Raw genomic sequence first — 13,563 nt, 5'->3', positions numbered from 1 at the left:
GACGATGCGCGGCCGAACCGGTATAACTGAGGGCATGGCCCCGCGTACGCACGGTCCCCAGCCCACGCTCGAGGCGGTGGCCGCGGTCGCCGGTGTCTCCCGGGCCACGGTCTCCCGGGTGATCAACCTGGTACCGACGGTGGACCCGCAGATCGTCGCCGCGGTCGAGCGCGCGATCGAGGAGACCGGGTACGTGCCCAACCTCGCGGCGCGCTCGCTCGTCACCCGGCGCACGGGGTCCGTCGCGCTCGTCGTGTCCGAGCCCACGGAGCGGCACTCCGACAGCCCGTTCCTCGAGCGTCTGTTCACCGACCCGTACATCGGGCGGGTGACCGCGGGCGCGCAGCGGGTCCTGCGCCCGCGCGGCATCCACCTGACGATCCTCCCGGCGGACGGCCCCGCGCACGACCAGGTCGTCGGCTACGTCCGCCAGGGTCACGTCGACGGGGTCCTGCTCGTCTCGTCGAGCAACGCGGACCCGCTGCCCGCGCGGCTCGCTGCCCTGCCCCTGCCCGTCGTGCTGTCCACCCGGATCGGGGACCTGCCCGACGACGTCCCGACCGTCGACCTCGACCAGGCCGCCGGGGGGCGGCTGGCCGCGCAGCACCTCCTGGGTACCGGCCGCACGCGGCTCGCGTCCGTCGCCGGACCGTCCGACGTCCCGTTCGCGCGCGAGCGGCTCGCCGGCTTCCTCGACGCGGTGCGCGCGGCCGGGCTGGACGACCCGGTCGTCGTCGAGGGCGACCTCACCCGGGCGAGCGGGGAGCTGGCCGCTCGCCGGCTGCTCGCAGCGCTGCCCGAGGTCGACGGCGTGTTCGCGGCGAGCGACCTCATGGCCGACGGCGCGTCGACCGCGTTCCAGGCGGCCGGTCGGCGTGTCCCGGAGGACGTGGCGATCGTCGGGTTCGACGACTCGACGGTGGCGCGCGGCGCGCACCCTCCCCTGACGACGATCCACCAGCCGGTCGAGGACATGGCCAGCGAGATGGCGCGCCTGCTGCTCGCGGACCTGGACGGCACGAGCTCTCCCGTCGGCACCGCGATGTTCACACCGAGCCTCGTGGTCCGCGACTCCGCCTGACGCCCCCGGCCGGACGGATACCCCTCCGTGCCTCGGGCGCCGCTGTCATCGCGACACGACGACACGTCCGCCGACGTGCTCGGTCAGTGGCCGCCGCTGGCTACGAACGTGATGCCGGCCGCTACGGCGAGCACCACGACGGCGAAGCACAGGACCGCGCCGGCGCGACGCCAGCGCGTCGGGCGTTCGACGCGGACGATCGCACCGTCGGTCGTGAGTCGCGCACCGTCGGCCTCGACGCCGACGGGAACGGTGCGCCCGGCCGCGAGCCGGACGCCCAGCGCGAAGAGCGCGGGCAGCCCGGCACCGAGGACGAGGCCGGCGACGACCACCTTGAGCAGCGAGTCGAGCTCGATGAACGGCATGGCGGACCTTTCGAGGCGATCGGGTCAGACGCCGGCGCGCTGACGGCGCCGACGACGAGCGGTGGAGGCAGCGCCGTGGGTGCCGGGGACACCGGGGGCACCGCCCGAGGGCACGGAGACCGTGACGGGGCCGGAGGCCTGCACGGGACGGGCGGCCGTGGCGTCGTCGGACGCGGTCTCCGGAAGCGTCCCGGCCGCCACCTGATCGCCGTCCCACTCGTCGTTCACGTTGTTCGCGTCGACCGGCTTGCGGCGCGAGGCGACCCAGATCGCGGCGGACGTGGCGACGAGGACACCGAACACGACGACGGTGCCGGCCGCTCCGCCGATCAGGTGCTGGAGGCCGTAGCACGCGGCGCCGACGATCCCGGCGGCGGGGAGCGTGAGCCCCCAGGCCGCGAGCATGCGGCCGGCGAGTCCCCAGCGGACCGTGGCGCCCGGCATGCCGACGCCGGAGCCGAGGATGGACCCGGTCGCGACGTGCGTCGTGGACAGCGAGTAGCCGAAGAGGCCGGACATGAGGATGACGGCCGCGGACGACGTCTCGGCGGCCATGCCCTGGCGCGTGTCGATCTCGACGAGGCCCTTGCCGAGCGTGCGGATGATCCGCCAGCCGCCGAGGTACGTGCCGAGCGCCATGAACGAGGCGCACGCGAGGATCACCCAGAACGGGACGCCGGAGTCGGCGGGTACGGCACCGGCCGCGATGAGCGCGAGCAGGATGATGCCCATCGACTTCTGCGCGTCGTTGGTGCCGTGCGCGAGCGAGACGAGCGACGCGGAGCCGACCTGGCCCCAGCGGAACGCACGCGTGGACGTGCCCTCGGGGACGCCGCGGGTGAGGCGCGCGACCGCCCACGTGCCCACGCTCGCGACACCGATCGCGACGACCGGGGCGAACAGCGCGGGCAGCAGGACCTTGGCGATCACACCGGTCCACAGGACCCCGCTGGTCCCGACGGCCGCCAGCACCGAGCCGACGACACCGCCGATGAGCGCGTGCGACGAGCTGGACGGGAGGCCGAGCAGCCACGTGATCAGGTTCCACGTGATGCCGCCGACGAGTCCGGCGAGGATCACCTCGAGCGTGATGACGTTGGCGTCCACCAGGCCCTTCGCGATCGTCGCCGCCACGGCGAGCGACAGGAAGGCCCCGACCATGTTGAGGACGGCCGACAGCGCGACGGCGGTCTTGGGCTTGAGGGCGCGGGTGGCGATGGAGGTGGCCATCGCGTTGCCCGTGTCGTGGAACCCGTTCGTGAAGTCGAAGGCGAGTGCGGTCACGACGACGAGCACGAGGAGGAGCGTCTCGGTCACGGTGTCCATGGTGAGGTCGCCAGGACCCCCTGCGCGACCATCCTGTGGACTCTTCGACCAGAGTTCATCGTCCGTTCACCCAGCGTTCGAGGCCCTCGTTCGAACATCTAGGCGGCGACGGCCGCCAACGCGTCGTCGAGCTCGGCGACGACCGTCGCGACGTCCTCGCGCAGCGTCTGCGCGGCGGCGGCCTCCGTGCTGACGGCGGTGCGCGCGTCGGCGACCTTCGCGTCGAACTCCTGCGCCGTGCGCTCCGCGTCGGCGCGCTGGTCGGCGGCTCGCCGGTTCCCGGCGAACCACTGCCAGCCCGCGACGGCACCGCCGACGACGGCGACCACGGCGAACGCCGGGCTGACGACGACGCCCAGGACCACGGACAGCAGAGCGACGGCGCCGGCGACCCCGACGACGGCCCACGACGGGCCGTCGACCGGTCGCGCGAGGTAGGCCGCGCGAGCGGTGCCGGCTGTGGTCGCGCCGTCGTCGGTCGGGGTCACCGTCACGGTGTGCCCGGCGAGGCGCAGCGTGCGGACGGGTGCCGGGGCGTCGACGAGACGGCCCGCACCGGCGTGGACGCCCGCGCGGAGGTCCGCCACGAGCAACGGCGCGACGAGGGCGGCACGACCCGGGTCGTCCCCGCGCGCGTCGTCGACGAGGAGGTCGACGAGGTTCCCCGCCGTGGCGTCCCAGGAAGGACCGCCGTCCTCGGGCTCGCGCCCGACGCGGTCGTTGAGCACCTCGGCCCGCGCGAGCAGGTCGCGCTCGACGGGCGCGCCCTCGTCCGCCAGGCTGTCGACCACGGTCCGCAGCGCGGTGCTCACCGGGATCCCAGCTCCGTCACCCGGCCCGTCCGCCGCACCCGGACCTGGACCTGGATTCTCCGAGTCCGACCCCGCCGTGCCCACGGGTCCCGGTGCGGCGCTGCCCGGACCCGCGCCGAGGGCCTGCGCCCAGCCGTGCCAGGCGCGCAGCACGCCCAGCTCGTCGACGGTGCCCGCGGGGGTGCCCCAGCCCGAGCCGTCGCTGCCGGTGATGCGCGGCGCGGTCTCCAGGAGCTTCGCGCGCAGACGATCCTGCGCGCCGCCGTCGAGCAGGCCTACCCGTTCCGCGACCGCGGACCCCACGGCGGCACGGGCCGCCGGGTCGAGGAGCCCGGCCGCGGCCGCCCGCCACAGCGAGCGCTCGGCGACGGTCACCGCGACCTCGTCGGGCGCGTCGTCCCCTCGCGCGGACGTCCCGTCGCCGGTCGCGTCCCCCCCATCCGGAGGCGGGAAGGACGGGGGCCTCGAGCACGACGGAGACCCACGGGGCCGCGAGCTCAGGATGCCCGACGAGGGTGCACACCGCCACGAGGTACGTCGACGCGCGCCGGCGGTCACGTGCGACCGCGTCGTCCGCGGCCTCCCGGTCGAGGCGTCCGGCGCGCGCCTCCGCGACCGCGAAGACGGCGGGCATGAGCCAGTATCCCGGCACGTCCGCGAGGTCCGGGGACTGCCGCAGGTGCGAGACGTCGCCCGCGCCGTCGAGCACCGCCCGGGTCAGAGCACGGGCGGCGTCGCGCGCGCGGCGGGCGGGGGTGAAGAGCGTGAGCTCGTCGCGCACCTCGCCGAGCTCGATCAGCGCGTTGACCAGCCGCGACAGGACCTCGACCTGGTTGGACAGGTTCCCTTCGAGCGAGTGCAGCCGTCGGTTCAGGGACGCCTCGCGGGCCCGTGCCCGAGCCGACTGCGCCGCGAGCGCATCGTTGAGCGCGCGGATGTTCCCGTCCTCGGAACGCCAGTAGCTGTAGGTCGTCATGCAGGGAGAGTAGCGACGCCGGAGCCACCGTCCAGGGGGAGCTCTCCCCGTGGACCCGGCGGCCTCACCGCGAGGGGCGCATGAGGGGCGGGTCCAGCACCGCGGGCACGCTCGCGGGCGCGTCGTCCGGGTCCTGGCCGTGGGGACGGCCGGGCACAGGACCTGGCACGGGACGGGCGGCGCGGTAGAGCGCGGCGGGTCGACCCGTCCCGCCCGACGTCGTCGCGCCCGTCGGCTCCAGGAACCCGACCGCGCCCGTCGCCTTGCGGGAGAAGTTGCGGGGGTCGAGGCGCACGCCCCACACCGCCTCGTAGACACGCCGCAGGTCCGCGATCGTGAACTCCGGAGCGCAGAACGCGGCGGCGAGCGCCGAGTACTCGAGCTTGGCGCGCGCGCGCTCGACGCCGTCGGCGAGGATCCGCTCGTGGTCGAACGCGAGCCGCCGCCCGGCGACCGTCGCGCCCGTGCGCTCGTCCGGACCCGGGTGGCCGGCCGCGTCGCGCAGCAGGTGCTCGACGGGGTGCCACGCCGCTCCCCCGGCATCCGAGCCGGCGTGCACGACGCCGAACTCGGGGGCGAGCAGCAGGTGCGCCACGGACAGCACGGGACCGCGCGGGTCGCGGCCCAGCGGGCCGTAGGTCCGCAGCTGCTCGAGGTGTCCCGGCGTCCGGACGCCGGTCTCCTCGGCGAGCTCGCGCCGGGCCGCCTCGCCGAGCCGCTCGTCGGGCAGGACGAACCCGCCCGGCAGCGCGAGCGCACCGCGGAAGGGCTCGACGCCGCGCTCGACGAGCAGGACGTGGAGCGCGTCGTCGCGCACGGTGAGCGCGACGACGTCGACGGTCACGGGCAGCAGCGCGGCACCGGGCGGGACGTCGCCGGGGCGCGGCTCGCGGTTCGTCGTCACGAACCCACCGTACCTTCCTGGTGTCACCTTGACGATAACTGCGGATCGCTTTATCGTCAGTGTGACAACAAAGGGACGGAGACCACGATGACCACCATCCGCAGGTACCCCGGGGCACGGCACTTCCTCGGCAGCCCGACAGGCCACGTGGTGCACCTGCGCCGCGGCCGGGTCGCGCACCAGGGCGTCGGGCAGGCGTTCTGGTTCCGCCCGTCGACGACCGTCCTCAGCGAGGTCCCCGTCGACGACCAGGAGCTGCCGATCTTCTTCCACGCCGTGACGGCCGACCACCAGGACGTCACCGTCCAGGCCAACGTCACCTACCGGTTCACCGATCCGGTGACGGTCGCGCAGCGCCTCGACTTCGCGGTGGACGCCCGCAGCGGCGAGACGAGCACCGCGGGCCGGGACCAGGTCGCCGGCATCGTCGGGCAGCTCGCCCAGAGCCACGCGGCCGACACGGTGGCGGCCATGTCGCTCGCCGACGCCATGACCGCGGGCGTCCCGCGCGTGCGGGGTCTGCTCACCCAGGTCCTGCCCGCCGACCCGCGCCTCGCCGCGACCGGTATCGCGGTCATCGGCGTCCAGGTGCTCGCCGTACGGCCGGAGAAGGACGTCGAGCGCGCGCTGCAGACTCCTGCCCGCGAGCACGTCCAGGCCGAGGCCGACCGTGCGACGTACGAGCGGCGGGCGCTCGCCGTGGAGCGCGAGCGCGTCATCGCGGAGAACGAGCTCGCGAGCCAGATCGAGCTCGCGACGCGGCGTGAGCACCTCGTCGCCCAGGAGGGGGCCAACGCGCGCCGCACGGCGCGGGAGAAGGCCGCGGCGGGCATGATCGACGCGCGCGGCTCGGCCGAGCGCGCGACGCTCGCCACCGAGGCGCAGGCCGAGCAGGTACGAGCGGTCGGGGCGGCGGAGGCAGCGGCCGAGCAGGCCCGCATGGAGGTCTACGGCGACGTCGGCCGGAGCACCCTGGTCGCGCTCGCGCTGCGCGACGCCGCCCGGTCGCTGCCGACCGTGCAGAACCTGACCATCACGCCGGACCTGCTCACGGGGACCCTGGGCGCCCTGCTGACCGGAGCGCTCGCGGGAGACGGCGCGCCCGACGGCCCGGGCACCGCGCCCACCGGGAAGGCGGCCTGACGATGCTGCGGCGACGCGCCGTCGTCGTGCACCGGCGGACCGAGCTGGACGAGCTCGTCGACCGGCACGGCACGCGCGGCCAGGCCGAGTTCTTCCTGCGCACGCGCGGGCGGACGCTCGCACAGGTCCAGTCGCGCCACGACGCGCTCACGGCGGTTCGTGAGCAGGTCGTGGCGGCGCTGCCGCCGGACTGGGCACGGGCCGACGTCGAGCGGTCGGACCTGTCGCGGTTCCTCGTCGCGCCCGAGGACCTGGTCGTGGTCGTCGGGCAGGACGGGCTGGTCGCCAACGTCGCGAAGTACCTCGACGGCCAGCCCGTCCTCGGCGTCGACCCCGAGCCGGGCGTGAACGCGGGCGTGCTCGTGCGGCACGGCGTGGATGCCGCGGTGGCCGTGCTGCGCGGGCTGGGTGTCCCTGCCCGTCCCGTGCCCGACGGCGCCGTGTCCGGGCCGGCCCCCGACCGGGTCGCCCTCCTGCCGGTGGACGCCCTCACCACCGTGCGCGCGGACCTCGACGACGGGCAGTCCCTCACCGCGCTGAACGAGGTGTTCGTCGGTCACCCGACCCACCAGAGCGCGCGCTACACGCTGCGGTGCGAGGACGGCGAGGAGCGGCAGTCGTCGTCGGGCGTGCTCGTCGCCACGGGGACGGGCGCGACCGGCTGGTGGGCGTCGCTCGCGCACGACCGCGGCGGGCGCCGCGCACCCGGTCGCACCGAGGCTCGCCTCGGCTGGTTCGTGCGCGAGGCGTGGCCGTCACCGGCGACCGGCACGCGGCTCACCGAGGGGTACGTCGAGGACGGGCGCGACGTCGAGCTCACCGTCGCGTCCGACCGGCTCGTCGTGTTCGGGGACGGGATGGAGGACGACCGGCTCGTCGCGTCCTGGGGCCAGACGGTGACGGTGCGGACCGCCGGCGCACCGCTCCGGCTCGTGCGTCCCGGCGTGCCTCAGTCGTCCGCCGCCGGGCCCGCGAGACCGAGGACGTCGAGCACCCAGGCGTCCTCGTACGCGACCTCCTTCCACGCCTCGTAGCGGCCGGAGACCCCGCCGTGCCCCGCGTTCATCTCGATCTTCAGCAGCGCCGGGGCACCGGCCGCACGCAGGCGCGCGACCCATTTCGCCGGTTCCACGTACAGCACCCGCGTGTCGTTGAACGACGTCACGGCGAGGATGCGCGGGTAGTGCGACGCGTCGTCGGGCACGTTCTCGTACGGCGTGTACGAGGCCATGTACCGGTAGACGTCCGCGTCGTGCAGCGGGTCGCCCCACTCGTCCCACTCGACGACGGTCAGCGGGAGCGACGGGTCGAGGATCGACGTGAGCGCGTCGACGAACGGGACCTCGGCCAGCACGCCCGCGAACAGCTCCGGCGCGAGGTTGGCGACGGCACCCATGAGCAGACCGCCCGCGGAGCCACCCTGGGCGACCATGCGCCGCGGGCTCGTCCAGCCGGTCTCGACGAGGTGGTGGGCGACCGCGACGAAGTCGGTGAACGAGTTGCGCTTGGTGAGGGTCTTGCCGTCGTCGTACCAGCCGCGACCGAGCTCGCCGCCGCCGCGGACGTGCGCGACCGCGTACACGACCCCCCGGTCCAGCAGCGACAGACGGGAGACCGAGAACGCCGGGTCGATGCTGATCTCGTACGACCCGTACCCGTACAGCACGAGCGGCGCCGGGTCCGCGCCGGTCCCGGTCGCGTCGAGCCCGAGCGCGTCTCGCCGCCACACGAGCGAGATCGGGACCCGCGTCCCGTCCTCGGCGGTCGCCCACTCGCGGCGCTGCACGTAGTGCGCCGGGTCGTAGTCGCCGAGGACCGGCTGGCGCTTGAGGAGGGTCAGCTCGTCGGCGGCGACGCGGTAGTCGTAGACGGTCGCGGGCGTGACGAAGCTCGTGCAGCCCAACCGGACCGTCGGCTGGTCCCACTCCGGGTTCGCGCCGAGGCCCGCGGTGAACAGCGGCTCGTCGAACTCGATCTCGTGCACGTGCCACGGCTCGCCCGGCGCGACCGTGTCGCCGGTGCGGATCGGGGTCGGCAGCCCCGCGGGACGCGCCGCGGCGGCCTGCGCCGTCGTCGCGAGGTCGATCACCGCGACGCGCGCGAGCGCGTCCCGCCGGTAGGACAGCACGAGATGGTCGGCGAACGCGTCGACCCCCTCGAGCCGCACCGCCGGGTCGTGCGGCACGACGACGAGGGCCCCCTCCGCCCCGACTGCGGAGTCGCCCACGTCGACCACGACGAGCTCGAAGTTCTCCGCGCCCTCGTTGTGCAGCACGAGCAGCACATCTCGACCATGCGCCTGCTCCCCCTCGACCATGCTCTCGTCGCCCGTCAGGCCGTGCTGACGGGACGCAGCCGCATGCTCGCCGGGGAGCCAGGTATCGGGGACCACCGCGTGCTCGGTCGTGTACTCCACTCCCTCGCGGCGGGGCCAGACGACGCGGGGGGAGGCCGTCGGGTCGGACGCGTCGATCAGCCAGGTCTCGGACGTGATCTTCGAGCCGAGCTCGATCTGCACGTAGCGCTGCGACCGGCTCACCCCGACACCGACCCAGTAGCGCTCGTCCGGCTCCTCGAAGACCACGACGTCCTGCTCCGCGGGCGTGCCGACCTCGTGGCGCCACACGCGCCAAGGGCGCCACGCGTCGTCGACCGTCGGGTAGAACACGTACCGGCCGTCCGGGGAGAAGACCGCTCCCGGGAACGTCCCCGGCACGACGTCCGCCAGGTCCGACCCGGTCGTCAGGTCACGGACCCGCAGCGTGTACCGCTCGTCGCCCACGGTGTCGGCCGCCCACGCGAGGTACCGGCCGTCCGCGGACACGTCGAACGACCCGAGCGAGAAGAAGTCGTGGCCCGCGGCCTCGACCTCGCCGTCCAGCAGGACCTGCTCGCGGTCGACGGGCACGCCGGGCTCCAGCACGGGCGGGATCCAGGCAGAGCGCGCGTCGCTCCCCAGGGACGTGTCGACCGGGGCGCGTGCGTGCAACGAGTACTGCCGGCCCTCGACCGTGCGCGAGTAGTACCAGAAGCCGCCCATCCGGGCGGGGACCGACAGGTCGGTCTCCTGCGTGCGGCCCTTGATCTCGGCGAAGATGCGCTCGCGCAGGGGCGCGAGGTGCGCGAGCCGGTCCTCGGTGTGCGCGTTCTCCGCCTCGAGGTGCGCGACCACCTCGGGCGACTCCTTGTCGCGCAGCCACTCGTAGTCGTCCGTGACGGTCTCGCCGTGGTGCGTGCGCGACGTCGGTCGGCGGGGTGCGACGGGACCGTGCTGCAGGGAGGCGGGCGGGGAGGATGCGGTGACGTCGTCGAGCATCTGGTCAGCGTAGTCGCGCACGCCCGCACCGGGTTGTTCCTCGGCAGAGCCTCGACCGCCCCTGGCCACAGGGCTCGTGCTCAGCCGAGCCTGTCGATCGAGTGCTCGGTGAGCTGGAGGAGCCGCCCCTCGGCCGCGACGAGACTCGAGTAGCCGTCCGCCCCGTCCGACTCCCACGCGACCCGGCCGCCCGCCAGGTCGATCCCGACGAGCCGGTCCCCCGTCCCGTCGTTCGTCCGCAGGACGGCGGTGCGCCCGTCGGTGAACGCCTGCTGCACATCGTGGAGCGCGATCTCCAGGGTCCAGCGCTCCGTCCCGGTCACCGCGTCGAGACCCGCGAGACCGCTGCTCGTCGGGACGACGACGACCTCTCGTGTCGCGACCAGCACCCTGCCGGACCGTCCGGCCGTCTCACCGACCCACCGTCGCTCGCCGGCGTGGTCGAACGCGACGAGCTCGCCCTCGTCGCTCGCGAACCACGACGTGGAGGTGCCGTCCGTCGCCGACGGGGGGAACACGAATCCGGGTGCCTCCCAGACCTCCGACCCGTCGTCGGCGAGGACCACGGACCGCATCGGCTCGCCCGACTCGTCGTAGAGCTGACCTGCGGCGCCGTCCATGACCACCCCACCGGTCGGATCACGGAGCAACCGGTCACCGAAGGGCACGACCTCGTCGTCGGCGCGGGCGGGGTCGTCCAGCCTCGCACCGGTGCTCGCGCTCAGCGAGGCGTTGACGGCGCACCCCTGGAGGACGACGACCCCGCCGTTCGTGAAGGCCCAGAGCGGGTCGAGGTCGGCCGTGCCCTCCTGCCGCTCCCCGTCCTGCGTGCTGTCCCACCGCACGCACGAGAACGCGGTGTCCGAGGAGCTCTCCGCCGAGACGGTGGCGATCCATCGCACCGCACCCGTGGCGGCGTCCTGCATCACCGCGACGGCGTCGCGTGCGTTCCCCAGAACGTCCGGGCTCCCGGTCTCCGGGTCGATCTCCACCACCTCGCCCTGGCCCTCCGGCACCGGACCGGCGCGGCCCACCCACAGCAGCCCGCCGTCCGGGCCGGGGGCCACGACCTTCCACCGCACGTCGCCGAGCTCCGTGGACGACGGGTCGGGACCCTCGTCCACGTCGACCTCGTGCGACGCCAGGACCTGCCCGTCAGCGCCCAGGTGGGTCACCGTCGCCGGCTCGTGCTCGCCGCCGTCGCCACCCGGCCTGACGATGCCGCCCGGCACGCAGACGAGCGACTCCTGCACCCGCACCCGGGACGCGGGCCAACGGGCCGACGGGCCGCACAGGGTCGGGTCGTCGAACGACGCGCGCCACGCTTCTTCCCCCGAGTCCAGGCCGTACCCGACGACGTCGGAACCGTCCGAGACGACCACCGCCCCCGACACGAACGAGACGGGATCCGAGGGAAACGACGCCTCCAGCGACCAGGTCACGTGCGGCGCGGCGTCGGCCTGGAGGAGCGCGCCCTCTGCCGCCACGAGCCGCGCGCGGTCGTTGCGCGACGTGACCGCGTCGACCGCCGCCATCCCTGCCAGGACCACGGCGAGCGCACCTGCCGCCGCGAGAGCGGCGCGCATCCGGTGTCGGCGCGAGGCGGCCCGCGCCGCAGGGTCGGGCTCGTCCGTCCCGGCCCGACCGTCGACGGGGGCAGCGCGGTCACCGTGCGGCGTCCGGTGCGCCCGCGCGCCCGCCGGAGGAGCGTCGAGCGGCTCGTCGTCGAACGCGTCCGACGTGTGGTCGGTCGCGTCCACGAACTCGAACGTCCGGCGGTCAGCCGACGCCGCGCGTCGTCGCAGGGGCACGGGACGACCCTATGGCCCTCCCCCACCGCACGGTCAACCCGATCAGCGCACGAGCGCGATCGACTGCTCCCCGTACCGCACCAGCCGTCCCTGCACCGCGAGCAGCCCCCAGTAGCCGTCCCCGACGTCGTCGGCCGCCCAGACGACCCGTCCGTCCGCGAGGTCGACCGCGACGAGCCTGCTGTCTGTGCCGCCGTTCGTCTGGAGCACCGCGAGCCGACCGTCGGTGAACGCCTGCCACACCGTGCCCGGCGCCGGCGCGTCCTCGTCGTCGGCAGGCTCGAGCGTCCAGCGCGCGCGGCCCGTCCCCGCGTCCAGCCCCGCGAACCCCTTCGGAGTCGGCACCAGCACCGTGTCGCGCGTCGCGACGAGCACCTGGTCCGACAGGCCAGCCGTCGTCGAGGTGTGCCACTGCTGCGCACCCGAGCCGTCGAGCGCGACGAGCGCGCCGTCGTCGGTCCGCGTGCTGAACCACTGGGACGACCGCCCGTCGGTCGCCACGGGCAGGACCAGCAGGCCGGGGGCCACCCAGTCGACGGACCCGTCCGCGGCGAGCACGGACGAGTGCACCGGCTCGCCCGACGCGTCGACGAGGCCTGTCTGGCCGGAGCCGTACGCGCCTCCGGTCGGATCACGCACGTAGCGGTCCCCGACGCGGACGCCCACGTCGTCCGGCTCGTCCGGGTCGTCCAGCCGCACCCCGTCGGCGCCGAACGACGCCAGCACGCCGCAACCCTGCACCGTGACGAGACCCGCACCGGTGGAGGACCACACCTGGTCCAGGTCGAGCACGCCCGTCTCGGGCGTCGTGCCCTCCCACGACGCGTCGCCGAGCTGGACGCACGCGTACGGGTCGTCGCCCGGGCGCCGTGCCGGCACCGTCGCGTGCCAGCGGACCTCGCCCGACGCGACGTCCTGCACCGCGACCACGACGTCGCCCGGCTCGCCCCGGACCTGCACCCCCGCCGCGTCCGCGTCGAGCGTGACCTCGCTGCCCTGCAGCGCCGGCTCCGGGCCCGCTCGCCCGGTCCAGAGCAGGACACCACCCGGGCCGGGAACCGCCTGCAGCCAGCGGACGTCGTCCAGCGCTGCCGCCTCCCGGCCCGTCGGGTCCGGGCCCTCGACCCGGTCGACCTCGTGCTCCGCGACGACGGACCCGTCGGCGGCGAGGACCGTGACGGCCATCGGCCGGTGCTCGCCGTCGTCGTCGTAGACCACCTGGGCCGTGCCCGGGACGCACACGAGCTCGTCCTCCGGCACACCGGGTGTCGCCGCGTACCAGAGCGAGGGCGTGCCGCACGTCGTCGGGCCGTCGAACGTGCGGCGCCACGTCTCGGCCCCGGTGTCGAGGTCGTACCCGACGACGTCGTCCCCCTCGCTCACGACGAAGGTGCCGGGCCCGAACGTCAGGCTCTCCGTGCTGAGGTCGATCGCGTGCTCCCACGCGACCTGCGGTTCCTGTGCGGCCGAGGCGATCCCACCCGTCGCCTCGACCAGGCGTTCCTCGTCCTGGCGCGTCGTCACGGCGTCCACCGCCACCATGCCGCCCAGGACCACCGCGACGGCCGCGACGCTCGCGAGCAGCACGCGCCGCCGACGACGGAGCGTCGCGGCCGTCGGTCCGTCGACCGGGAAGTCGGAACCGTCCTGGCCGCGCTCGGCAGCGACGCGCGCATCGCCCTCGGGAGCGCTCCCGACCACGCCGGCCACGTCCGGGTCGAGAGCGTCGTCGAGGCCCTCGACGAGCTCGAACGTGTGGCGGTCGGAGTCTGCCGCGCGGCGTCGCAGGGGCACCCGACGATCCTACGGCTCGTGCGGAGGCAGCCTGC

10 protein-coding genes are annotated in these 13,563 nt (G+C 74.8%); 3 read left to right on the top strand and 7 right to left on the bottom strand.

What is annotated here, in order from left to right; genetic code table 11:
- Window positions 1-34: 34 nt before the first annotated feature.
- The gene (locus IF651_RS05835) at window positions 35-1,081 is read left to right on the top strand and encodes a LacI family DNA-binding transcriptional regulator (RefSeq protein WP_191828145.1); all 1,047 of its coding nucleotides are present in this window, start codon (window positions 35-37) and stop codon (window positions 1,079-1,081) included.
- 83 nt (window positions 1,082-1,164) lie between these two features.
- On the opposite strand, the gene IF651_RS05830 is transcribed toward IF651_RS05835, so the two are convergent.
- From IF651_RS05830 to IF651_RS05815, 4 genes are all read right to left on the bottom strand, one after another.
- The gene (locus IF651_RS05830; RefSeq protein ID WP_191828144.1) at window positions 1,165-1,446 is read right to left on the bottom strand and encodes a hypothetical protein; all 282 of its coding nucleotides are present in this window, start codon (window positions 1,444-1,446) and stop codon (window positions 1,165-1,167) included.
- 24 nt (window positions 1,447-1,470) lie between these two features.
- On the bottom strand, window positions 1,471-2,772 hold the full coding sequence (locus IF651_RS05825) for an inorganic phosphate transporter (RefSeq protein WP_191828143.1): 1,302 nt from the start codon (window positions 2,770-2,772) through the stop codon (window positions 1,471-1,473).
- Between the two features lie 98 nt (window positions 2,773-2,870).
- Window positions 2,871-3,959: a hypothetical protein gene (locus IF651_RS05820; protein ID WP_191828142.1), complete on the bottom strand. Its 1,089-nt coding sequence runs from the start codon at window positions 3,957-3,959 to the stop codon at window positions 2,871-2,873.
- A gap of 665 nt (window positions 3,960-4,624) precedes the next feature.
- Complete coding sequence (locus IF651_RS05815) at window positions 4,625-5,464, bottom strand: NUDIX hydrolase (protein ID WP_338403797.1); 840 nt, start codon at window positions 5,462-5,464, stop codon at window positions 4,625-4,627.
- A gap of 87 nt (window positions 5,465-5,551) precedes the next feature.
- Between IF651_RS05815 and IF651_RS05810 the strand changes: the two genes are divergently transcribed.
- The gene (locus IF651_RS05810) at window positions 5,552-6,607 is read left to right on the top strand and encodes an SPFH domain-containing protein (RefSeq protein ID WP_191828141.1); all 1,056 of its coding nucleotides are present in this window, start codon (window positions 5,552-5,554) and stop codon (window positions 6,605-6,607) included.
- Window positions 6,608-6,609: 2 nt separating this feature from the next.
- The gene (locus tag IF651_RS05805; RefSeq protein WP_241744139.1) at window positions 6,610-7,641 is read left to right on the top strand and encodes a diacylglycerol kinase catalytic domain-containing protein; all 1,032 of its coding nucleotides are present in this window, start codon (window positions 6,610-6,612) and stop codon (window positions 7,639-7,641) included.
- Here the strand turns inward: IF651_RS05805 and IF651_RS05800 are convergent.
- The 3 genes from IF651_RS05800 to IF651_RS05790 form a co-directional block, all read right to left on the bottom strand.
- A complete protein-coding gene (locus IF651_RS05800) occupies window positions 7,557-9,923 on the bottom strand; it encodes a S9 family peptidase (RefSeq protein ID WP_191828140.1) in 2,367 nt (788 codons plus the stop codon). The genes IF651_RS05805 and IF651_RS05800 overlap by 85 nt on opposite strands.
- Window positions 9,924-10,003: 80 nt before the next feature.
- Window positions 10,004-11,734 (bottom strand): outer membrane protein assembly factor BamB family protein, encoded by a 1,731-nt coding sequence (locus tag IF651_RS05795; RefSeq protein ID WP_191828139.1) that lies wholly within the window; start codon window positions 11,732-11,734, stop codon window positions 10,004-10,006.
- Between the two features lie 42 nt (window positions 11,735-11,776).
- Entirely contained in the window at window positions 11,777-13,528 is a 1,752-nt protein-coding gene (locus tag IF651_RS05790) for an outer membrane protein assembly factor BamB family protein (RefSeq protein ID WP_191828138.1), read from the bottom strand.
- Window positions 13,529-13,563 lie beyond the last annotated feature (35 nt).

The sequence above is a fragment of the Cellulosimicrobium arenosum genome, assembly GCF_014837295.1.
Taxonomy (GTDB): Bacteria; Actinomycetota; Actinomycetes; order Actinomycetales; family Cellulomonadaceae; genus Cellulosimicrobium; species Cellulosimicrobium arenosum.
This window is presented reverse-complemented; position numbering and strand designations above follow the sequence as displayed.

Excerpts from the sequence above, each read along its gene's own strand:
- IF651_RS05825 (WP_191828143.1), bottom strand. The coding sequence starts at position 2,772 with ATGGACACCGTGACCGAGACGCTCCTCCTCGTGCTCGTCGTCGTGACC.
- IF651_RS05835 (WP_191828145.1), top strand. The coding sequence starts at position 35 with ATGGCCCCGCGTACGCACGGTCCCCAGCCCACGCTCGAGGCGGTGGCC.
- IF651_RS05800 (WP_191828140.1), bottom strand. The coding sequence starts at position 9,923 with ATGCTCGACGACGTCACCGCATCCTCCCCGCCCGCCTCCCTGCAGCAC.
- IF651_RS05810 (WP_191828141.1), top strand. The coding sequence starts at position 5,552 with ATGACCACCATCCGCAGGTACCCCGGGGCACGGCACTTCCTCGGCAGC.
- IF651_RS05805 (WP_241744139.1), top strand. The coding sequence starts at position 6,610 with ATGCTGCGGCGACGCGCCGTCGTCGTGCACCGGCGGACCGAGCTGGAC.
- IF651_RS05830 (WP_191828144.1), bottom strand. The coding sequence starts at position 1,446 with ATGCCGTTCATCGAGCTCGACTCGCTGCTCAAGGTGGTCGTCGCCGGC.